The following is a 20,782-nucleotide window of genomic DNA, read 5'->3' as shown; positions in this document are numbered from 1 at the left end:
ACCACGCACACAATGAGCCCTGGACCGACCCCAGACGGCCAACCATGAAGTGATACTGAAGAGAATACTGAAGAAAGCATCGCTTTTCTTTCACGGATGCCGCGCCGACACTGAGATCACCGCACAACTTCTGGAGCATCCGTGACCACTCCCGTCCTTCCCGGCAGCGCCGCCGCGTCCGACCGCACCCCGCACCTCGCCGCAGAGACCAGCGCCCTCGTCGATCGCTGGCTGGCCGAGGCATCCGCGATCCCGGCGAGCGCCGCCGCGCAGCGGCTCGCGGGCGTCCTGAGCGACCCGAGCGGCCTGGAGTTCACGACCGGATTCGTCGACGGCGTGGTGCGCCCCGAAGACACCCGGGTCGCGGCCCGCGCGCTGGCGCGCGTGGCACCCCTCGTGCCCGGATTCCTCCCCGCGCCGCTGCGTGGGGCGGTACGGCTCGGCGGCGCCCTCGCGCCGGTCGCCCCCGGCGTCGTCGTGCCGATCGCGCGCGCCGTCCTGCGCCGCATGGTCGGGCATCTCATCGCCGACGCGCGCGACCACAAGCTCGGCAAGACCATCCGCACCCTCACGCGCGACGGCGTCCGCCTCAACGTCAACCTCCTGGGCGAAGCCGTGCTCGGCACCGGCGAAGCGCAGCGGCGCCTCGACGGCACGATGCGGCTCCTCGCCCGCGACGACGTCGACTACGTGTCGATCAAGGTGTCGTCGATCGTCGGACCGCATTCGCCGTGGGGCTTCGACGAGGCGGTCGACCTCATCGTCGATCGCCTCCGTCCGCTGTACCGTCTCGCGGCGGGATCGCCGACCCGCAAGTTCATCAACCTCGACATGGAGGAGTACCGCGACCTCGACCTCACGACGGCGGTGTTCACGCGCCTCCTCGACGAGCCCGAGTTCACCGGGCTCGAGGCCGGCATCGTGCTGCAGGCGTACCTGCCCGACGCGTTCGCGGCGATGATGCGCCTGCAGGAGTGGTCCGCGGCCCGTCGCGCGCGCGGCGGCGCGGGCATCAAGGTCCGCCTCGTGAAGGGCGCGAACCTCTCGATGGAGCGGGTGGATGCCGAGATCCACGGCTGGCCGCTCGCCACCTGGAGCACCAAGCAGCAGAGCGACACGCACTACAAGCGCATCCTCGACTGGTCGCTCACGCCCGACCGCATCGCCAACGTGCGGGTGGGCATCGCGGGGCACAACCTCTTCGACATCGCGCACTCGTGGCTGCTCGCGACCGAGCGCGGGGTCACCGACGGCGTCGAGTACGAGATGCTCCTCGGCATGGCCGAGAGCCTCGCCGAGGTCGTCCGCCGTGACGTCGGCGGCCTCCTGCTCTACACGCCGGTCGTGCACCCGCACGAGTTCGACGTGGCGATCGCGTATCTCATCCGGCGGCTCGAGGAGGGCGCCTCGAGCGACAACTTCATGTCGGCGCTGTTCGAGCTCGACTCGAACCCGGCGATGCTGCGTCGCGAGACCGAGAGGTTCGTCGACTCGCTGCGCGAGGTCGACGACAGCGTTCCCGCACCGAACCGTGTGCAGGACCGCTCCGCCACTGCGACCCCCGTCGCCTCGACCGGCTTCGCGAACACGCCCGACACCGACCCGGCGGTGGCCGCCAATCGCGCGTGGGGTCGCGGCATCCTGTCTCGCGTTCCGTCGTCACGGCTCGGCATCGACACGGCGGAGGCGGCGGTGCTGACGGATGCCGCAGCCGTCGATGCGACGCTGGCCCGCGGCCGCGCCGCCGCCGTCGGCTGGCGTGCGCTCGGTGCCGCGGAGCGCGCGCGGATCCTGCACCGTGCCGGCGACGTGCTCGAGGCGCGACGCGCCGACCTGCTCGAGGTGATGGCGTCCGAAGCCGGCAAGACGCTCGACCAGGGCGACCCCGAGGTGTCGGAGGCGATCGACTTCGCGCACTACTACGCCGAGCGCGGGCTCGACCTGGAGCGCGTCGACGGCGCCCGGTTCACGCCGGCCGACCTCACGCTCGTGACGCCGCCGTGGAACTTCCCCGTCGCGATCCCGGCCGGTTCGACGCTCGCGGCGCTCGCGGCGGGCTCGGCCGTCGTCATCAAGCCGGCTCGGCAGACGCGGCGGAGCGGCTCGGTCATGATCGAAGCGCTGTGGGAGGCCGGCGTCCCGAAGGACGTGCTGCAGCTCGTCCAGCTCGCCGACTCGTCGCTCGGCGAGAAGCTGGTCGCCTCACCGGCCGTTGACCAGGTGATCCTCACCGGCGGGTACGAGACCGCCGAGCTGTTCCGCGGCTTCCGGCAGGATCTGCGCCTCCTCGGCGAGACGAGCGGCAAGAACGCGATCATCGTGACCCCGAGCGCCGATCTCGACCTCGCCGTCAGGGACGTGGTGTCGAGTGCGTTCGGGCATGCCGGGCAGAAGTGCTCCGCGGCATCCCTCGTCATCCTCGTGGGGTCGGTCGCCCGCTCACGGCGCTTCCGGGCGCAGCTCGTCGACGCGGTGCGGTCGTTGCACGTGGCGATGCCCACCGACCCGACCGCCCAGGTCGGGCCCGTGATCGCGCCGCCGGCCGGCAAACTCGCCGAGGCGCTCGTCTCGCTCGGCGAGGGCGAGTCGTGGCTCGTCGGGCCGGCGCCGCTGCCCGGCGACGGGCGCCTGTGGACCTCGGGAGTCCGTGACGGCGTGCGGCCGGGCTCGGAGTACCACCTCACCGAGTACTTCGGCCCCCTGCTCGGCATCATGACGGCGGGCACGCTCGACGAGGCCACCGAGCTCCAGAACCAGGTGGACTACGGCCTCACCGCCGGGCTGCACTCGCTCGACGCCGCCGAGATACGCCGGTGGCTCGCGACCGTGCAGGCGGGCAACCTCTACGTCAACCGGGGCATCACGGGCGCCATCGTGCAGCGCCAGCCGTTCGGCGGCTGGAAGAAGTCCGTCGTCGGCGCGGGCTTCAAGGCCGGCGGCCCGAACTACCTCGTGGGCCTCGGCCGCTGGACCGACGCCGAGACGACGGATGATCTCGATACGCCTCCTTCGTCGGCACTCGATCCGGCGGCCGCGGCCCGCGGCTCTGCCGGGAGCACGACGTCATCGAACACCGGCTCGCCGGCAGGCCGCCTGATCGCCGCCGCGGGTGCCGTGCTCGACGCCGCCGAGCGCACGTGGCTCGCGGAGGCGGTGGCCTCCGACACCGTCGCGTGGGACGAGGAGTTCGGCGCGCTGCGCGACCGTTCCGGCCTCGCGTGCGAGCGGAACGTGTTCCGCTACGTGCCCGCCGCGGCCGAGGTCCGCGCGGAGGCCGGCGTGCCGCTCGTCGAGCTCGTGCGCGTCGCGGCGGCCGCCCTTCGCACGGGCGCGGCGGTACGCATCTCGGTCGCGGACCCGCTCCCGCCCGCCATCGCGGACGCGCTCGGCGGCAGCGGAATCGAGGTCGAGGTCGAGGATGCGGCGGCCGCCCATGCCCGCCTGGCCGCCCAGCCGCGCCCGCGCGTGCGCCTGCTGGGAGCCCCGGCGGCCGTGCTCGACCGCGCCGCGGAGGGCCGGCCCGACATCGCCGTGTTCGATGGAGCCGTCACGCGCGCCGGCCGCGTCGAGCTGCTCCCGTTCCTGCACGAGCAGGCCGTGAGCATCACGGCGCACCGCTTCGGCACGCCCTCGCCGCTGGCGCACGAGGTGCTCTGAGCCGCGGCCGCCGGATCGAGTGCCGACGAAGGAGGCGTATCGAGGTCATCCGTTCGCGTCGTCGAAGCCACGGCCGCTCGCGGATCACACCGCCTGACGCTGCTGCAGCAGCGGGCAGTCGAACGGATCCCGCTCGCCGAGCCCGACGCGGTTGATGTAGCGCGTCACGATCCGGTACGAGTCCCACAGTCCGGTCTCGGTGTACCGCACGTCGTGCGCGATGCAGTACGCCCGGATCATGCCGGAGGCCTTGCGCAGGTGCGGGCGGGGCATCGACGGGAACAGGTGATGCTCGATCTGATAGTTGAGCCCGCCCATCACGACGTCGAGGAACCGCGTGCCGCGAACATTGCGGCTCATGAGCACCTGCCGGCGCAGGAAGTCGACCTTCACGTCGGCCGGCACGAGCGGCATCCCCTTGTGGTTGGGGGCGAAGACCATGCCCATGTAGACCCCGAAGAGGCCGAGCTGCACCGCGAGGAAGACCGCCGCGATGCCCGGCGACAGCACGATGAAGACGAGGGCCAGGTAGCCGCCGATGCGCACCGCGAGGAACGAGATCTCGACGGCCCGACGCCGGAGCGGCTCGGGCGAGACCACGCGCCGCACGCTCGAGGCGTGCAGCGACAGGCCCTCCAGGAGCAGGATCGGGAAGAAGAAGACCCCCTGGTGCGCGAGGATCCATCCGATGACCGGGCCGTACCGGCCCGCGCGGCGATCGACCTGGTCGGGCGTGACCGACACGACCGGAAGTTCGATGTCGGGATCCGACCCGATCTTGTTCGGGTTGGCGTGGTGGCGCGTGTGCTTGTGCTGCCACCACCCGTAGCTCATGCCGACGAGCAGGTTGCCGAGGACCATCGAGGTCCAGTCGTTCCAGCGGCCCGAGACGAAGATCTGCCGGTGTGCGGCATCGTGGCCGAGCATCGCGATCTGCGTGAACACGATCGCCAGGACGACGGCGGTGAAGATCTGCCACCAGGTGTCGCCGATGAGGACGAACGCGGCGAGCCCTGCGGCCATCACGACGACCGCTCCGACCAGCTTCGTCCAGTAGTACCCGTAGCGCCTCCGCAGCAGCCCGGTCGACTGGACGGATCTGGCGAGTTCGGTGAAGTCGTTCTGCGTCCGCGCGGTGCGCGGCAGCGTGGTGCGGACGGCGCCCGCCTGGTTGTCGGTCATGTCTTCGGCCCCGATCCTCCGCCCGCACGCTTGTGCGGGCCGCGGATGTCGGGGTCCCGGACATCCCTTTCGTTCAGGTTACGTCTGCGCCGGACGCCGCGATACGGCTTCCGGCGACTTCACAGCCCGGCGCTCACGTCTGACGCCGGATGAAGCGCATCAGCCAGGCGATCACCGCGATGATGATGATCACGAGCCCGATCCACAGCAGGAACTTCGCCGCCTCGATGAACACACCGAGCAGCAAGAGCACGATTCCGATGATGAGCAGGGTCACTGCGAGTGCGGTCATGACGACATCGTGACCGGATGCCGCGCCTCGCGCCACCGGGTTGACACGTCGCGCGATCCGCGCAAGCAAGCGGGGCCTGCGCTCTTCCGCGTGTCGGCGGCGGGCCGTATCGTGCTCGGCATGACGGACGCCGCAGCGGTTGCACGGGCGCACGAGATCTTCGATCCGATCGCGGCCGAGTACCTCGGTCGCCCGGGTGTCGACATCGGCCCGATGTTCGGCAGTGAGGGTGTCCGTGTGCGCGGCAAGGTGTTCGCGTTCGTCGGCTATCGCGGCAGCCTCGTGGTGAAGGTGCCCGCCGAGCGCGCCGACGCGCTCGAAGCCACCGGCGACGGCGAGCGCATGCACATGCGCGGACGCACGATGCGCGAGTGGGTCGTGCTCGACCCCGACCATGCGGACCTCTGGCCATCGGCCACCGCTGAGGCGTTCGCCTACGTCGACGAGATCACCCCCTGACCCCCGGTCGTGCGGCCCGGCCACACCCCGGTCGTTGAGCGAGGGAGCGCAGCGACCGAGACGAAACGCCCCGAGCCAGCGGTCAACCGACGGTACAGGCGTTTCGTCTCGCTCCGCTCGCTCAACGACCGACACCCCCGTCTCGTCTCGCTCCGCTCGCTCAACGACCGACACAGTCCCGGAGGGCTCGGGGGCCCGCGGCCGGGATAATGGACGCGTGACGGCTACCCCCACCCCCTCGACCGAGCTTCCCGGCTGGCGCCATGTCTACTCGGGCAAGGTGCGCGACCTCTACGTCCCGGCCGACGCGGGCACCGAGGCGGGGGCGGCGTCCGCGGACCGCATGCTCGTCGTGGCGAGCGACCGCGTCAGCGCCTTCGACCACGTGCTCTCCCCCGGCATCCCCGGCAAGGGCGTGCTGCTGACGACCCTCAGCCTGTGGTGGTTCGACCGGCTCGCCGGCGCCGACGGCGGTCGCGGCATCCCGAACCATCTCGCGGCGTCGCACGTGCTCACGCTCGGCGACGACGGCGAGGCGAACACCCCCGACGATGTGAAGGCGCTGATCCCGGATGCCGTCACCGGCCGCGCGATGGTCGTGAAGAGCCTCGAGATGCTGCCGATCGAGTGTGTCGTGCGCGGATACCTCACCGGGTCGGGATGGGCCGAGTACCGCGAGAGCGGCACGGTGTGCGGCATCCCGCTGCCGGACGGCCTGTCGAACGGCGACCGGCTGCCCGAGCCGATCTACACGCCGGCGTACAAGGCGCCCCTGGGCGAGCACGACGAGAACATCTCGTTCGAGCGCACGGTCGAACTCGTCGGCCGCGAGCGCGCCGAAGAACTGCGCGACCTCTCGCTCGAGATCTACGCCCGCGCATCGCGTACGGCCGAGGCTCGCGGGGTGATCCTCGCCGACACGAAGTTCGAGTTCGGACTCGACGAGAACGGCGTGATGACGCTCGCCGACGAGGTGCTCACCAGCGACTCGTCGCGCTACTGGGATGCCGAGACGTGGGCCGCGGGCACCACCTCCGAGGAGCGCATGGCCAGCTTCGACAAGCAGATCGTGCGCGACTGGCTCGCCGCGAACTGGGACCGGACGGGCGATCCGCCGGCCCTCCCCGCCGACATCGTCGAACGCACGGTCGCACGGTACCGCGAGCTGCTCGACCGCCTCACCTCCGCCTGACGGGCGGCCGCGGTTCAGCCCAGCAGCAGCCGTTCCAGGTTCTCGATCGGCGCGTACCATCCCTGCTCGAGCACCCACGCCTGGGCGAGGCGGTCCCAGCCGAGCGCGACCGCGACGCCCACCACCACGAGCAGGCCTCCCATCACGCGCCGGAAGACGCCGTGCGGGTCGGCGAGCCAGCCCAGCCGCCGCACCAGTGCCGTGCCGGCCAGCGCGATGCCGAGCAGCGCCAGCGCCAGCCCTGCCGCGTAGGCCGAGATGTAGACCACGCCGGCCGCGAAGGTCGCCGGAAGCACCGTCGCCACGATGAGGGCGTACGTGGGGCTGCAGCTGCTGAAGGCCGGACCGAGCGCGGCGCCCAGGGCGATGTCGCCGCCGACGCCGCCGACGCGGTAGCCGCGATCGAGGAGCCGGCCGCCGGCGGCCTGCCACCCCGCCGACACGGTGATCCGCTCCCACACCGCGGGGAACAGCATCGTGAGCCCGAGGGTCGCGACGATCACGCCGGACGCCACCTGCCACACCCACGCGGGCACCCCCAGCAGTGCGCTGGACGCCTTCAGCAGCAGTGTGAAGACGACGACCGAGACGGCGAGGGATGCCGCGATCACGAGCGGTCGGAACCACTGGCGTTCGGCCACCGCGTCGGTCGACGCAGATCGGGCCGCCGTACCGCCGACGATCACCGGCAGCAGCGGCAGCACGCACGGGGCGAGGACGGTGAGCACACCGGCGGCGAACGACACCAGCGTGAGGGCGAGCATCAGTCGCCCAAGCCGAGCCCGGTCAGCGCGGCGCCGAGGGTCGGCTCGTCGTAGGCGACGAACGTGCTGGTGGCGGCACCCGCCTCGTCGAGCGAGACCACGGTGGTCTGCAGAGTGACGCCGTACTGCTGCCGCAGGGCCTGGTTCGAGTCGTAGTCCACCTTCACCACCGTGATGCCCTCCGGCACCCCGGATGCCAGGATGTCGGCCTCCAGCGAGCGGCATTGCGGGCACCACGGCGCGTGGAAGAACAGCACGCGCGTGCCCTCCGCCGCCGCGAGCGCGGCTTCGCTGTACTCGATGTACGCGCCGGGCGAAGCCTCGGGCGCGGCGGACTCGTCGGACTCGCCGCGGGCGGCGTCGTCGGGAGTGGGCGTGTCGTCGGGGACCGGGCTCGGATCGCCAGGCTCCGGCGACACCGAAGCCGAGGGCGTCGACGCCCCGACCGGTTCGGTCCCGCCGCCCAGAGACAGCGCGACCGCACCGGCCACGCCGACGACCACCACTGCTCCGACGACGATTCCCACGATGGCTGCGCGCTTCACGGGTCCCATCCTCCCCTGCCGCGTTGCCACGCGGCAGCGGTCAGCCATGACAATCCGGTGACAGCGCGCACTCCTGTGGCCGCGGCATCCCTGCGGTGCCGGGGGCGACTTCGGTGCCCGTCGCCGACCGCTATCGTGAGCCCAGCACAATCCCCTCCGAGCGCAAGGAGCGCGCATGGCCCTGTGGACACTGCACGGCAACGGCCGGACCGTCGAACCCGGCAAGGTGGTGAAACCCGACGAGCGCCTCAACTGGCCCGCGACGATCGCGATCGGCGCTCAGCACGTCATCGCGATGTTCGGCGCCACCTTCCTCGTCCCGATCATCACCGGATTCCCCGTCTCGACGACGCTGCTGTTCTCGGGCATCGGAACGCTGCTGTTCCTGATCATCACGCGCAACAAGCTGCCCAGCTACCTCGGCTCGTCGTTCGCGTTCATCGCGCCGGTCACCGCGGCGACCGCGTCGCAGGGCATGGGCTCGGCGCTCGCCGGCATCGTCGCGGTCGGCGTGCTGCTGGCCGTGGTCGGCTTCATCGTGCAGTTCGCCGGCCTCGGCTGGGTCGAGAGGCTCATGCCCCCGGTCGTCGCCGGCGCGATCGTGGCGCTCATCGGCTTCAACCTCGCGCCCGTCGCATGGAACAGCTACCAGCAGGCGCCCTTCACGGCGACCGTCACGCTCGTCGCCGTCGTGCTGTTCAGCGTGCTGTTCCGCGGGTTCCTCGGCCGCATCTCGATCTTCCTCGGCGTGATCGTCGGCTACATCGTCGCTCTGATCGTCGGCGAGGTCGACTTCACCGCCGTGAACGAGCTCGTCGCGAACGGCCAATGGGTCGGCCTGCCGACCTTCCACCTGCCCGACTTCGTGTCGCCCGGCACCTGGAGCGTGATCGCGATGTTTCTGCCCGTCGTGCTCGTGCTCGTCGCCGAGAACGTCGGACACGTGCGCGGCGTCGCGACCATGACCGAGGCATCCGTCAACCAGCAGACCGGCCGGGCGCTCATCGCCGACGGCGCGGCCACGACCCTCGCGGGCTTCTTCGGCGGCTCGGGCACCACGACGTACGGCGAGAACATCGGCGTCATGGCGGCGACCCGCGTCTATTCGACCGCGGCGTACTGGGTCGCCGGCATCTTCGCGATCCTGCTGTCGCTGTCGCCGGTCGTCGGTGCGGTGTTCAACTCGATCCCCGCGGGCGTGCTCGGCGGCGTGACCACCGCCCTGTACGGACTCATCGGCATCATCGGCATCAAGATCTGGGTCGACAACCGCGTCGACTTCTCGCGTCCGGTCAACCAGTACACCGCGGCCGTCGCCCTCGTGATCGGGATCGCCGGGTTCACGATGCAGTGGGGCGACTTCCAGCTCGGCGCGATCGTGATCGGCGCGGCCGCCGCGCTGCTGATCTACCACCTCGGCAACCTCATCGCCCGCTGGCGCAAGACGGGGGCCGACGACGGGGGCCCGCTGCCGGTGGTGGGTCAGCTCGGCGGCGACCCGCAGGACGTCGAGGTGCGCTGACCCGACCCGGTCGGGGAATGGACGACGCGTGCCGGGGGTTCACATTCACGTGAATGCAGAATCCCCGGCAGTCGACCGTCTCGCCGCCGACACCGCGATGGGGGCCGTGACCCTCCTCGTCGGCGACCTCGATGCCATGACCGCGTTCTACCGCGACGTCGTCACCCTCGAGGTGCTCGCCGCGGACGGCGACCAGGTCGTCCTCGGGCGGGCCGGACGCGCGATCGTGACACTGCGGCACGACCCCGCCCTGCGTCACGCGGCGCCGGGATCGGCGGGCCTGTTCCACACCGCGATCCTGTTCGAGTCGCAGGAGGCGCTCGCCGCCGCGCTCTACAGCGTCGCGTCCCGCGCGCCCCACACGTTCACGGGGTCGGCCGACCATCTCGTGAGCCAGGCGTTCTACTTCACCGATCCCGAGGGCAACGGCATCGAGCTGTACTGGGACCGCGCCCGCACCGAGTGGTCGTGGGTGCACGGGCAGATCGAGATGGCCACCCTGTACCTCGACCCGAACGCGTACCTGCGCGAGCACCTGACCGAGCGGGCCGCGAGCGGTGCGACGACGCGGGACGCGGCATCCGTCGGTCACGTGCATCTGTCGGTCGGCGATGTCGCCACCGCACGGGCGTTCTACGTCGACGCGCTCGGGTTCGACGAGACGGCCGCGCTCGGCGACCAGGCCGTGTTCGTGAGCGCCGGCGGCTACCACCACCACATGGCGATGAACACGTGGAACTCGCGGGGCGCGGGGCCCCGCATGCCCGCACTCGGACTCGGCCGCGTCGACCTCGAGCTGCCCGGCGCCGACGCGCTGGGCGAACTCTCCGAGCGGCTGCGCCACCACGGGTTCGAGGTGCGCGACGACGGCCGCACCGTCTCGTTCGACGATCCGTGGCGCAACGTGCTGCACGCGACCGTGCCCGGTCGGGCCTGAGCGCCGGTCGAGCCGTCAGACGGAGTCGCGGATCACGAGCTCGGTCTCGAGGATCGTGACGTGACGCGGATGCCGCCCCGCGAGCAGGTCGATCAGCACCGTGGCCATGCGCTCGCCCTGCTGGAACGACGGCTGACGCACCGTGGTCAGCTGCGGGACGACGGATGTCGCGACCGGCGAGTCGTCGAAGCCCATCAGTGCGACATCGTCGGGCACCCGCAGGCCCTCCGCCGCGAGGACGGTCAGCACCCCGCGCGCCATGAGGTCGCTCGCCACGAAGACGGCGTCGGGCGGCGGACCGGCGGCGAGGATGCGCCGCATCGCGTCGGCGCCGCCGTCGGCGGTGAAGTTGCCGTCCTCGATCGCGTACTCGTCGAGCTGGAACGCCGCGAGGGCGTCGCGGTATCCCTGCAGCCGGTCGATGCCGGCGGGCATGTCGAGCGGACCCGCGATGGTCGCGATGCGGCGGCGGCCGCTCTCGATGAGGTACACGGTGGCGTCGTACGCGCCCCGGACGTTGTCGACATCGACGTAGTAGTCGCGCTCGCGCTCGCGCACCGGGCGGCCGCCGTACACGACCGGCACGACGCTCGCGATGCGCTCGATGAACGTGTCGCTGGTGTGGTGCGAGACCACGATCGCCCCGTCGACGGCGCCGCTGCGCACGTAGCTCGTGGTCTTGTCACCCGGGTCGTCGCTCGCGATGAACAGGTTGAGCACGTAGTCCGAGCGGCTGAGCCGCGAGTTGATGCCCGACACGATCGCCGCGAAGAACGGATCGCCGAAGAACCGTGTGGTGTCCTCGGGCACGATCAGCGCGACCGCGTGCGTCTTCTGGCTGGCCAGCGACCGGGCCGCGCGGTTGGGGACGTAGTTGAGCTCGGAGATCGCGCGCTTGACCGCCTCGAGCGCCTCGGGGCTCACCGCTGTGGAGCCGTTGACGACGCGCGAGACCGTCGAACGCGAGACCCCCGCGGCCGCGGCGACCTCCTCGATCGTCACGGCATGACGCATCGCATCGGTGCTCATCGCGATGCCCCTCCCCTCACGTCGGTGCTCATGTCGATATCCTCCCCCGTCCGGCGGGGGTCCCGCCGCTATGCGTCGACCGGCGCTCGGGTGCCGGTGAGCGCGCGGGCGGCGATGATCCGACGGTAGTCGCGGGCGCTGTCCTTGAGGGACCGCTCCTGCGTGTCGTAGTCGACTCGCACGATACCGAACCGCTTCTCGTACCCCCACGCCCACTCGAAGTTGTCGAGCAGCGACCAGTAGAAGTAGCCGCGCACGTCGACGCCGGCCTCGGCCGCGTCGAGCGTCGCCGCCAGGTGCGCGCGCAGGAAGTCGGCGCGCTCGTCGTCGTGCACGCGCACCTCGCCGTCCTCGACGACGCGGACGTCGTCGTAGGCGGCACCGTTCTCGGTGACGTACAGCACCGACCCGGCCGGCTCGGCGTACTCGTGCCACACGCGCTCGAGCAGGCGCGTCAGCCCCTCGGGCTGCACCTCCCAGTTCATGGGGGTGCGGTCGAGACCCCGCTCGTGCCAGAAGATGCCCTCGTGCGACGGGAACGGCGAGCGTCCCGGCCGGTCGGTCGGCGCATCGCCCGGCTTCGGCGGATCCGCCGGCGCGTGCCCTCCGACGTACTCGCCGTGGTAGTAGTTCACCCCGAGCGTGTCGAGGCGCGTCGAGATGGCCTCGAGGTCGCCCGGCCGGACCGCGGACTCCCACGCGGCGACGGCCTCGGCATCCACCTTCCGGAAGTCCTCGACGATGTCGGCCGGGTAGGCGCCCCGGAAGATCGGATCGAGGAACCAGCGGTTGAACTGACCGTCGATGCGGCGTGCGGCGTCGAGGTCGGCCGGGTCCGATGCGTCGACCGGGTCGGCCACCGTGAGGTTCAGCGTGATGCCGAGGGTCAGCGACTCGTCGCGTGCGCGCAGCTCGCGCACGGCCTGACCGTGACCGAGCATCAGGTGGTGCGCCGCCAGCACACCCTCGGCCACGCTGTAGTGGCCCGGCGCGTGAAGGCCCGCGGTGTAGCTGAGGAACGACGAGCACCACGGCTCGTTGAGCGTCGTCCAGACGTTCACGCGGTCGCCGAGCGCATCGTGCATGTCGAGCGCGTACTCGGTGAACTTCTCGGCGGTGTCGCGGTGGGCCCAGCCGCCCTTCTCCTGGAGCGCCTGCGGCAGGTCCCAGTGGTAGAGCGTGAGCCAGGGCAGGATGCCGGCATCGAGCAGTTCGTCGACCAGCCGCTTGTAGAAGTCGACGCCCTGCTCGTTGACCGCGCCGCCGTCGGGCCGGACGCGCGACCAGGACGTCGAGAAGCGGTACGTCTGCAGGCCCATGTCCTTCATGAGCGCGACGTCGTCGCGGTACCGGTGGTAGTGGTCGCACGCGACGTCGCCGTTGTCGCCGTTGATCACGGCGCCGGGCACGCGGCAGAACGCGTCCCAGATCGAGTCGCGGCGGCCGTCCTCGTGGGCGGCACCTTCGATCTGGAAGGCGGCGGTCGCCGCACCGAACAGGAAGTTCGACGGGAACGGACGCGAAGTCGCGGTCGTCATGAGGGCAGAGTCCTCTCTGGATGCGGTGGTCATGTCTCTCTCAACCCTTGACGGCGCCGGCCATGATGCCGCTGACGAGCTGACGGCCGGCGACGGCGAACAGCAGCAGCAGCGGAACCGTCGCCAGGAGCACCCCGGCGAGCACCACCGAGTAGTCCACGAAGTAGTTCGACTGCAGCAGCGACAGTGCGACGGGCAGCGTCGGGTCGCGGCGGTCGAGCACGATGAACGGCCAGAAGAAGTTGTTCCAGGCGCCGACGAAGGTGAACAGGAACAGCATCGCCGCCGCCGGGCGCGCAGCGGGGACCGCGATGGTCCAGAACGTGCGCATCATCGTCGCGCCGTCCACCCGGGCGGCCTCGATCAGCTCGTCGGGCACCGTCTGCTGCAGGTACTGCGTCATCCAGAACACGCCGAACGCGCTCGTGAGCGCCGGGATGATGATCGCGCCGACGTTGCCCGTCCAGCCGAGGTCGGCGAAGAGGATGTACAGCGGCACGACACCCAGTTGCGTCGGCACCGCCATCGTGGCGACGACGAAGACGAGCAGCCCCTTGCTCCCGCGGAAGCGGAGCTTCGCGAAGGCCCAGCCTGCGAGCGTGGAGGTGGCCACGACGGATGCCGCGATCAGCGTCGAGCTGTAGATCGAGTTCCACAGCGCGGGCCAGAAGTTGACCGCGGGGTCGTTCACGACCGAGGCGGCGTTGCGGAGGAAGTTGCCGCCGGGGATCCACGACATGTCGGGATCGCTGATGGTCGAGGCATCGCCCGACCCGATCAGGAACGACCAGTAGTAGGGGAAGACGGCCGACAGCACGACGACGCCCAGGCCCGCGTACACCCAGAACCCGGCCCGGAAGCCGCGGATCTTGGTGGTCTTGTTCCCGCGGCCGCGTCCGCGTCCGAGCCCGGCGGTGGCGATGGGCTGCTCGACCATCGCGATCGGAGGCGTGGTGCTCATCGGGCGTCCTCCTTGCGGTTCATGCGACGCAGGACCCCGGCAGCGCCGCGGCTGCTCTCATCCCGGACGAGGCGTCGCGTGATCATGAGATTGATGAGGCCGATGACGAGGATGAGAAGGAACAGGATCCACGCCAGCGCCGCGGCTCGGCCGAAGTTCCACTCGCGCCAGCCGATGTTGTAGAGGAAGAGGGTGACGGTGAGCCACTGGCCGGCGGCGCCGCCCTGGCCGGTGTTGTCGAACTGGCTCGGCTCGTCGAAGATCTGCAGTCCGCCGATCGTCGAGGTGATGATGACGAAGATGAGCGTCGGACGCAGCGACGGGAGCGTGATGCTCCAGAACTGGCGGAACGCGCCGGCGCCGTCGACGGTCGCCGCCTCGTAGTAGTCGCGTGGCACGGCCTGCATCGCGGCCAGGAGGATCAGCGCGTTGTAGCCGGTCCAGCGGAAGTTCACCATCGTGGCGATCGCGACGTGGCTCCAGAACGGGTCCTTGTGCCACGGGATCGCGGGCAGGCCGAGGTCGGTGAGGATGTTGTTCACCAGGCCGTGGTTGTCGCCGAACATGTTGCTGAAGATCAGGGCGACGGCGACCGGCGCCATCACGTACGGCAGCAGGACGCTGGTGCGCCAGAACGTCTTGGCGCGGATGTTCTTGTCGAGCATCGCGGCGATGAAGATCGCGAGCGCGATCTGAGGGACGCTGGAGAGCAGGAAGATGCTGAAGGTGTTGCGCAGCGCCGTCCAGAACTGCGGGTTCTGCAGGATCCAGATGTACTGGTCGAATCCGATGAACTCGCCCGAGTTGCGGACGAGGTCCCACTGCATGAACGAGATGACCGCGGTGTACGCGATGGGGAAGAGTCCCACGATCGCGAACATGATGAAGAACGGCGAGATGTAGAGATACGGCGAGACCTTGAGGTCCCAGCGGCTCGCCTGCTGGCTGAAGGACAGCACGCGCACGCGCTTCTGGGTCAGCTTCGGCGGCGCCTCAGGCGCATCAGGGCGCACTTGGGTGGCAGTCACGATGGCTCCGGTGAGGTCGGGGTCGGGCAGACCGAGTGCGCGCGGGCGTCGGGTTCGCCCGCGCGCACTCGATCATGTTTCGGATCTACAGGCTCAGAAAGCCTGCACCTCGGCGACCCAGGTGTTCCACGAGGTCTGCTCGTCTTCGACGCCGTCGAAGACTCGCGTGACCGCGTTCTGGAGCGCGTCGTGGTACTTGAAGTAGCTCGCGTCCTTGTAGGGCGCGACCGTGACCGCCTCGGCGCGGGTCGAGAGGATCTCGCCCACCGGTGCGTCCTGGAAGTACGCGTTGGTCGCCTCGGCGAGCTCCGTGCTCTCGAGGGCCTCGATCTGGCTCGGGAAGGTTCCCGCGGCCGCGAACGCCTTCATCTGCTGCTCGGGAGCGGTGAGCCAGTCGGCCAGCGCGAGCGCCGCCTCGACGTTGTCGCCATCAGCCGGAACGGTCAGGTACGAGCCGCCCCAGTTGCCGCCGCCGTTCGGGAACACGTCGGCGATGTCCCAGTCGGTGGTGTCGGGTGCGTTGCCCTCGATGATGCCGAGCATCCAGCCCGGGCACAGCATGGCGGCGAACTCGCCGTTGGCCATCGACGCGAACCAGTCGTCCGACCACTGACCGGCGTAGGCCGCGTTGGGCACGGCGCGCTCGGTGACGAGCTCGTACGCCGCCTGGATCTCGGGGTTCTCGGTGGCGATGACCGCGCCGTCGGGCTCGGTGTAGGTGTACTCGATCTGGTTCACGATGCCCTGGAGCACCGAGTTGGCCGAGTCGATCATCGGCTTGCCGGTCGCCGCCTTGTACTGGTCGGCGACGTCGAGGAAGTTCTCCCAGTCGCCGTCGAACAGGTCGGCCACGCCGTCGCGGTCGCTGGGCAGGCCCGCTGCGGCGAACAGCTCGCCGCGGTAGCAGATGCCCTGCGGTCCGATGTCGGTGCCGAAGCCCACGAGGCGGCCGTCGCCGTCGGTCGCGGCGGCTTCCTTCCAGTCGAGCCAGCGGCCCTTCACCGAGTCGGGTGCCTCGGCGAGCAGGTCGGAGTACTGCATGGCTTCGGCGAACCAGTCGATCTCGACGGCTTCGATGTCGGCGAGGCCGCCCTTGCCGAGCTTGGCGAAGTAGTTCGAGCGGGCGTCGCCGGACTCGGCGGCACGGGTGTGCTCGATCGTGATGTTCGGGTTCTCGTCCATGTACTCCTGGAGGAGTTCCTCGGTGTATCCGAAGTCGTTGAAGGTGGCGACCGTCAGCGTGATCTCCTCGTCGGCGTTGCCGCCGTCACCGGTGTCGCCGCTGCTGCCGGCGCAGCCGGCGAGGACGATGGCCGAGGCCGAGAAGGCGGCGACGGCCACAGCGCTTCTGCGGAAGGCGCGTGCGTTCACTGTCACTCCTTTGTGTTGTCAGGGTTGGTGTGTGTTGCAGGACCTGGCCTGGATGGGTTCCGGGGCCATGGTGTCGTGGGAGCGTTCCCAACGATTGAGACGCAACGTTATGGGACCGCTCTCACGAATGTCAAGGGAGCGCTCCCACGAGCGGGTCACGATTGCATCACGGAGCGTGATCGCGCGGTCACGACGGCGGAGACGTCACGGGATGCCGAGGCCCGTAGACTGGGACGGACCCCTGCCCGCGACATCCGGCGTTTCGACTCCTCGCTGCGCTCGTCGCTCAACGACCGATAGCTGCGGCCTCCGGCCGCCAGGAGGATCCTGATGCCCACCATCGTCGTCGACGTCATGCCCAAGGCCGAGCTGCTGGATCCGCAGGGGAAGGCCGTCTCGGGCGCGTTCGCTCGGCTGGGCGTGTCGGAGTTCAGCGCTGTCCGGATCGGCAAGCGCTTCGAGCTCACCGTCGAGGGCGAGGTGACCGACGACGTGCTGACCGAGGCGAAGCGGGTCGCCGCCGAGATCCTCTCGAACTCCGTGATCGAGGACGTGGTCGGAGTCGAGGTGGTCGAATGACCGCACGCATCGGGGTCATCACCTTCCCGGGCTCGCTCGACGACCGCGACGCGCAGCGCGCGATCCGCATCGCCGGCGCCGAGCCCGTCGCCTTGTGGCACGGCTCGCACGACCTCGAAGGGGTCGACGCCCTCGTGCTGCCGGGCGGCTTCAGCTACGGCGACTACCTGCGTGCGGGCGCCATCGCTGCACTCGCCCCGATCATGGCGGAGGTGAAGGATGCCGCGGCCAAGGGCATGCCCGTGCTCGGCATCTGCAACGGCTTCCAGATGCTGGTCGAGGCGCACCTGCTTCCCGGCGGACTGATCCGCAACGCGCACCAGCAGTTCATCCGGCGCGACCAGCGGCTGCGCGTCGAGAACGCCGACACCGCCTGGACCGCCGACTTCACGGCCGGCCAGGAGATCGTCATCCCCCTGAAGAACGCCGACGGCGGCTACATCGCGTCGGACTCCGAGCTCGACCGCCTCGAGGGCGAGGGGCTCGTGGCGTTCCGCTACCTCGGGGTGAACCCGAACGGGTCGCTGCGCGACATCGCCGGCATCACGAACGAACGCGGCAATGTGGTGGGTCTCATGCCACACCCCGAGCACGCCGTCGAGCCGGGCTTCGGTCCCGACACGTCCGCCGCGATGCGCTCGGGTGAAGACGGCCTGCCGTTCTTCAGCTCCGCGATCGCCGCCGTGGTGGCCCAGGCCGCCTGACGCGTTACGTCTCGCTTCGCTCGCTCAACGACCGATGTCCGGTCGTTGAGCGAGCGAGGAACGAGCGAGACGAAACGCCTCGAGTCGAGGCATCCGTCTCTCTCAGACCGTGCCGGCGGGCGGCCACACGCCGATGATGAGCGCCATCACGACGAGCGTCACGAGCTCGTGCGCGATGTTGAGCACCGTCAGCGACGTCGGGCGTCCCTCGAAGGCGTCGTGGGTGATGAACCGGGCGGCGGTGAATCCCGCCCACAGGATCACCGCGGTCAGGAGCGCCGCCCACAGGTAGCTGCCGGCGTAGAAGTGCCAGGCGATCGACGAGGCACCGGCGAGGACCCAGGCCGTGATGAAGCTCACGATGAGCGTCACCACGATCGGCACGACCGCGCTGGCGCCGGGCCGGTCCATGTCGACGTTCGCGAGCTTCGCCCACCTCGTGCCGAACACCTTCGGCGTGTACCAGATCGCGCCGACGAGCATGCTCGACGCCGTCGCGAGCAGCACCGCCCAGTAGTTGATCTCGGGAACCATCCTTGCCTCCCCTGTCCGGTTGCTCGAACTCTAGCCGGTGCGGCCGCGGGTAGCGTGGAGTCGTGAGCGACAGCCACCGGAATCTCATCGTCAGCGTCCCCACCGAGCAGCTCGCCGCCGACCTCGGCGCGCTTTCCGAGGGGGTCGAGATCGTCGTGTGGCCGATGGATGCCGCGGCCCCGCGCGAGCGATTCGACATGGTCGTGCCGCCCTACATGTCGATGGCACGCGTGCTGTCGCGCCTCGAGGGCGTCGAGGTCGGGCTGGTGCAGAGCCAGTCGATCGGATACGACGGCGTGGAGGCGATCCTGCCGCCCGGCCTCGTGTTCGCCAATGCCGCATCGGTGCACGAGACGTCGACGGCCGAACTCGCGGTGGCGCTCGCACTCGCGGCGCAGCGCCGCCTCGACGCGTTCGCCGTCGACACTGCCGCAGGGCGCTGGTCGCCCGTGTTCACCGAGAGCCTCGCCGACCGCCGCGTGCTCCTGCTGGGCTACGGCGGCGTCGGCAAGGCCGTGGCCGCGCGCCTCGAGCCGTTCGAGGTGCGGCTGACGGCGGTCGCCTCCCGCGCTCGAGACGAGGACGGCATCTCGGTACACGGCGTCGACGAGCTCGGCGAGCTTCTGCCCGACGCCGAGATCGTGATCGTCACGCTCCCCGGCGGGGCCGCGACGCGTGGCCTCGTCGACGACGCGTTCCTGTCGGCGCTCCCGGACGGCGCGCTGCTGATCAACGTCGGCCGCGGCACCCTCGTCGACACCGACGCACTCGTGGACCACGTGCGCCGCGGTCGCGTGCGCGCTGCGCTGGACGTGACCGACCCCGAGCCGCTCCCCGAGGAGCACCCGCTGTGGGGCCTGCCCGGCGTGCTGATCTCCCCCCACGTCGGCGGGGCATCCAGCGCGATGCGTCCGCGGGTCGCCCGGCTCGTGCGCGCGCAGATCGAGCGGCTCGCCGCGGGCGAGCCGCCGCTGAACGTCGTCCTCGGCGGCTGACGCCCGCCCCGCTCGCTCCTACTCCCCCTTGTTCCCGGTGGGCGCCCGGGCTGTTCGGCGTGCGCCCGCCGTTGAAACGGTCGCGGAACTTTTGTCGACGATTGGTGAAAGTTGCGTGAGAACGACTTTTCTTTTGCTTGACGCCAGTTTGGCAAATGCTCTAGTGTCCGAGAAAAGTCCTCCGAAGATCAGAGAAGTATCGGGGCGCCGCCAACATCGAGTCGGCGCCCGATGGCGGGAGCAGGGACGCCCCGCCGGGCGAAGTCGACCATCAACTCGAACGATCCGTGCAAGGGAGCATCATGGATGATCTGACCTACCAGGCCCAGGAGGACGCCCGCGTCCTCGGGAGCAGGCTCGGTCTCAGCAGGCGGCAGCTTCTGGCGGCCACCACGGGCCTCGCCGCAGCCGCGGTCGTCGGCCTCGGCGGCGGCAGTGCGCACGCCCATTCGGGCGTGGCGACCGGTGCGGCCGCCGCCCAGTCCAACGGCAACGGCGTGCTGGTGCCGCCCGGCAAGCGCGGCATCATCCTCTACACGGTGCGGGACGCCATCGGCCGCGACCCGAACACGACCGACCTGCCGTCGGGGTTCAAGGAGGTCCTCCAGGAGCTCGCGCGGATCGGCTACAAGCAGATCGAGTTCGCCGGATACAACCAGCACGCGAACGCCGAGGGCGGCAACGTCAACTCGATCGCCGGCGCACAGCAGCTGCGCCAGTGGCTCGACGACAACGGGCTCGAAGCCGAGGGCAACCACGGCAGCATTCCGGGTCAGATCACCGACGCCACGCTCGCCCAGTTCGACGCGGCGTGCGAGATCGCCAACATCCTCGGATTCGGCCACATCGGCACGGGCAACGACCCCACCAGCAGCGCGTACCTCGCCGACTGGCAGGCCGCAGCAGACCGCTGGAACATCCTCGGCGAGCGCGCCGCGACCCACGGCCTGAAGCTGTACACGCACAACCACGACGCGGCCTACAGCTTCCTGCTCGACAGCGGACCGCTCGACTCGCAGGGACGGCCCACCCGCTCGAGCGGTGTGCGGCGACTGGAGTGGTTCCTGCAGAACACCGATCCGAACTACGTGTACCTCGAGATGGACGTCTACTGGGCGCACGTCGCGCAGTACCGATTCCAGAGCTTCACGGCTCCCGACGGCACCGTGGTGGCCGACATGTTCGACCCGGCGGGTCTGGTCGCCGAGCAGACGATACGATTCCCGCTGTTCCACGCGAAGGACGGCGCTTCGCGGCCGGACCTCGCCGCGGGGTACAGCATCGTCCCGTTCGGGCAGGGCGACATCGACTACACCGCGTTCTTCCGGCGCATCGGCGCGAAGGGCTACCACAACGCGATGTACGAGCAGGACAACGCCGCGTCGGTCCCCGCCGCGTCGCCGGGCATGTCGCTCCAGAACGCCGCGACGTCGTACCGGAGCCTGGCCGCACTGCGCGGCTGAGTCATCCCGCGAGAGGGCGGACGGCGCACT

19 protein-coding genes are annotated in these 20,782 nt (G+C 70.2%); 9 read left to right on the top strand and 10 right to left on the bottom strand.

Annotated features, from left to right (window positions below; translation table 11 throughout):
* Nucleotides 1–141: 141 nt before the first annotated feature.
* On the top strand, nt 142–3,657 hold the full coding sequence (locus tag IM778_RS00655; protein WP_194410191.1) for a bifunctional proline dehydrogenase/L-glutamate gamma-semialdehyde dehydrogenase: 3,516 nt from the start codon (nt 142–144) through the stop codon (nt 3,655–3,657).
* A gap of 84 nt (nt 3,658–3,741) precedes the next feature.
* Here the strand turns inward: IM778_RS00655 and IM778_RS00650 are convergent, their stop codons facing one another.
* Nucleotides 3,742–4,839 carry a fatty acid desaturase family protein gene (locus IM778_RS00650; RefSeq protein WP_194410190.1) on the bottom strand — a complete coding sequence of 366 codons (1,098 nt, stop codon included), beginning with the start codon at nt 4,837–4,839 and terminating at the stop codon, nt 3,742–3,744.
* Nucleotides 4,840–4,972: 133 nt separating this feature from the next.
* Nucleotides 4,973–5,131 carry a hypothetical protein gene (locus tag IM778_RS00645; protein WP_194410189.1) on the bottom strand — a complete coding sequence of 53 codons (159 nt, stop codon included), beginning with the start codon at nt 5,129–5,131 and terminating at the stop codon, nt 4,973–4,975.
* Between the two features lie 120 nt (nt 5,132–5,251).
* Between IM778_RS00645 and IM778_RS00640 the strand changes: the two genes are divergently transcribed.
* Nucleotides 5,252–5,590 (top strand): MmcQ/YjbR family DNA-binding protein, encoded by a 339-nt coding sequence (locus IM778_RS00640; RefSeq protein ID WP_194410188.1) that lies wholly within the window; start codon nt 5,252–5,254, stop codon nt 5,588–5,590.
* 217 nt (nt 5,591–5,807) lie between these two features.
* Nucleotides 5,808–6,782, top strand: a complete 975-nt coding sequence (locus IM778_RS00635; protein ID WP_194410187.1) for a phosphoribosylaminoimidazolesuccinocarboxamide synthase — start codon at nt 5,808–5,810, stop codon at nt 6,780–6,782.
* Nucleotides 6,783–6,796: 14 nt separating this feature from the next.
* Here the strand turns inward: IM778_RS00635 and IM778_RS00630 are convergent, their stop codons facing one another.
* Complete coding sequence (locus tag IM778_RS00630) at nt 6,797–7,546, bottom strand: cytochrome c biogenesis protein CcdA (RefSeq protein ID WP_194410186.1); 750 nt, start codon at nt 7,544–7,546, stop codon at nt 6,797–6,799.
* Entirely contained in the window at nt 7,546–8,091 is a 546-nt protein-coding gene (locus IM778_RS00625) for a thioredoxin family protein (RefSeq protein ID WP_228484664.1), read from the bottom strand. The genes IM778_RS00630 and IM778_RS00625 overlap by 1 nt, the downstream gene beginning before the upstream one ends.
* 175 nt (nt 8,092–8,266) lie before the next feature.
* On the opposite strand from IM778_RS00625, the gene IM778_RS00620 reads away from it, so the two are divergent.
* Both IM778_RS00620 and IM778_RS00615 read left to right on the top strand, forming a co-directional pair.
* The gene (locus IM778_RS00620) at nt 8,267–9,613 is read left to right on the top strand and encodes a uracil-xanthine permease family protein (RefSeq protein ID WP_194410185.1); all 1,347 of its coding nucleotides are present in this window, start codon (nt 8,267–8,269) and stop codon (nt 9,611–9,613) included.
* 97 nt (nt 9,614–9,710) lie between these two features.
* On the top strand, nt 9,711–10,550 hold the full coding sequence (locus IM778_RS00615; protein WP_194411655.1) for a VOC family protein: 840 nt from the start codon (nt 9,711–9,713) through the stop codon (nt 10,548–10,550).
* Nucleotides 10,551–10,565: 15 nt separating this feature from the next.
* Here IM778_RS00615 and IM778_RS00610 read toward each other — a convergent pair whose 3' ends face one another.
* The 5 genes from IM778_RS00610 to IM778_RS00590 all read right to left on the bottom strand — a co-directional run bounded on the left by IM778_RS00610 (nt 10,566) and on the right by IM778_RS00590 (nt 16,477).
* Nucleotides 10,566–11,579 (bottom strand): LacI family DNA-binding transcriptional regulator, encoded by a 1,014-nt coding sequence (locus IM778_RS00610; protein WP_194410184.1) that lies wholly within the window; start codon nt 11,577–11,579, stop codon nt 10,566–10,568.
* 68 nt (nt 11,580–11,647) lie between these two features.
* On the bottom strand, nt 11,648–13,117 hold the full coding sequence (locus IM778_RS00605) for a glycoside hydrolase family 1 protein (RefSeq protein WP_228484663.1): 1,470 nt from the start codon (nt 13,115–13,117) through the stop codon (nt 11,648–11,650).
* Nucleotides 13,118–13,157: 40 nt separating this feature from the next.
* Entirely contained in the window at nt 13,158–14,078 is a 921-nt protein-coding gene (locus IM778_RS00600) for a carbohydrate ABC transporter permease (RefSeq protein ID WP_194410182.1), read from the bottom strand.
* Complete coding sequence (locus tag IM778_RS00595; protein WP_194410181.1) at nt 14,075–15,106, bottom strand: carbohydrate ABC transporter permease; 1,032 nt, start codon at nt 15,104–15,106, stop codon at nt 14,075–14,077. The genes IM778_RS00600 and IM778_RS00595 overlap by 4 nt, the downstream gene beginning before the upstream one ends.
* Before the next feature lie 93 nt (nt 15,107–15,199).
* Nucleotides 15,200–16,477, bottom strand: coding sequence for an ABC transporter substrate-binding protein (locus IM778_RS00590; protein ID WP_194410180.1), 1,278 nt, complete (start codon nt 16,475–16,477; stop codon nt 15,200–15,202).
* Nucleotides 16,478–16,807: 330 nt separating this feature from the next.
* Between IM778_RS00590 and purS the strand changes: the two genes are divergently transcribed.
* Both purS and purQ read left to right on the top strand, forming a co-directional pair.
* Complete coding sequence (gene purS, locus IM778_RS00585; protein ID WP_194410179.1) at nt 16,808–17,056, top strand: phosphoribosylformylglycinamidine synthase subunit PurS; 249 nt, start codon at nt 16,808–16,810, stop codon at nt 17,054–17,056.
* Nucleotides 17,053–17,760 (top strand): phosphoribosylformylglycinamidine synthase subunit PurQ, encoded by a 708-nt coding sequence (gene purQ, locus IM778_RS00580; protein WP_194410178.1) that lies wholly within the window; start codon nt 17,053–17,055, stop codon nt 17,758–17,760. Before purS ends, purQ begins: the two co-directional genes overlap by 4 nt.
* Before the next feature lie 102 nt (nt 17,761–17,862).
* Here the strand turns inward: purQ and IM778_RS00575 are convergent, their stop codons facing one another.
* Nucleotides 17,863–18,294: a DUF1761 domain-containing protein gene (locus tag IM778_RS00575; protein WP_194410177.1), complete on the bottom strand. Its 432-nt coding sequence runs from the start codon at nt 18,292–18,294 to the stop codon at nt 17,863–17,865.
* 62 nt (nt 18,295–18,356) lie between these two features.
* Here IM778_RS00575 and IM778_RS00570 point away from each other — a divergent pair, with 62 nt between their 5' ends.
* Together IM778_RS00570 and IM778_RS00565 are read left to right on the top strand one after the other, a co-directional pair.
* Nucleotides 18,357–19,289: a 2-hydroxyacid dehydrogenase gene (locus IM778_RS00570; protein WP_194410176.1), complete on the top strand. Its 933-nt coding sequence runs from the start codon at nt 18,357–18,359 to the stop codon at nt 19,287–19,289.
* 302 nt (nt 19,290–19,591) lie between these two features.
* Complete coding sequence (locus IM778_RS00565) at nt 19,592–20,752, top strand: sugar phosphate isomerase/epimerase family protein (RefSeq protein ID WP_194410175.1); 1,161 nt, start codon at nt 19,592–19,594, stop codon at nt 20,750–20,752.
* Nucleotides 20,753–20,782 lie beyond the last annotated feature (30 nt).

It is taken from the genome of Microbacterium cremeum (assembly GCF_015277855.1).
In the GTDB taxonomy this organism is placed as follows: Bacteria; Actinomycetota; Actinomycetes; order Actinomycetales; family Microbacteriaceae; genus Microbacterium; species Microbacterium cremeum.
The sequence above is the reverse complement of the archived record's forward strand: the minus strand, read 5'-3'. Positions and strand labels throughout refer to the sequence as shown.

Excerpts from the sequence above, each read along its gene's own strand:
- IM778_RS00650 (WP_194410190.1), bottom strand. The coding sequence starts at position 4,839 with ATGACCGACAACCAGGCGGGCGCCGTCCGCACCACGCTGCCGCGCACC.
- IM778_RS00645 (WP_194410189.1), bottom strand. The coding sequence starts at position 5,131 with ATGACCGCACTCGCAGTGACCCTGCTCATCATCGGAATCGTGCTCTTG.
- IM778_RS00640 (WP_194410188.1), top strand. The coding sequence starts at position 5,252 with ATGACGGACGCCGCAGCGGTTGCACGGGCGCACGAGATCTTCGATCCG.
- IM778_RS00630 (WP_194410186.1), bottom strand. The coding sequence starts at position 7,546 with ATGCTCGCCCTCACGCTGGTGTCGTTCGCCGCCGGTGTGCTCACCGTC.
- IM778_RS00620 (WP_194410185.1), top strand. The coding sequence starts at position 8,267 with ATGGCCCTGTGGACACTGCACGGCAACGGCCGGACCGTCGAACCCGGC.
- IM778_RS00615 (WP_194411655.1), top strand. The coding sequence starts at position 9,711 with ATGGGGGCCGTGACCCTCCTCGTCGGCGACCTCGATGCCATGACCGCG.
- IM778_RS00610 (WP_194410184.1), bottom strand. The coding sequence starts at position 11,579 with ATGAGCACCGATGCGATGCGTCATGCCGTGACGATCGAGGAGGTCGCC.
- IM778_RS00605 (WP_228484663.1), bottom strand. The coding sequence starts at position 13,117 with ATGACGACCGCGACTTCGCGTCCGTTCCCGTCGAACTTCCTGTTCGGT.
- IM778_RS00600 (WP_194410182.1), bottom strand. The coding sequence starts at position 14,078 with ATGAGCACCACGCCTCCGATCGCGATGGTCGAGCAGCCCATCGCCACC.
- purS (WP_194410179.1), top strand. The coding sequence starts at position 16,808 with ATGCCCACCATCGTCGTCGACGTCATGCCCAAGGCCGAGCTGCTGGAT.
- purQ (WP_194410178.1), top strand. The coding sequence starts at position 17,053 with ATGACCGCACGCATCGGGGTCATCACCTTCCCGGGCTCGCTCGACGAC.
- IM778_RS00575 (WP_194410177.1), bottom strand. The coding sequence starts at position 18,294 with ATGGTTCCCGAGATCAACTACTGGGCGGTGCTGCTCGCGACGGCGTCG.
- IM778_RS00565 (WP_194410175.1), top strand. The coding sequence starts at position 19,592 with ATGGATGATCTGACCTACCAGGCCCAGGAGGACGCCCGCGTCCTCGGG.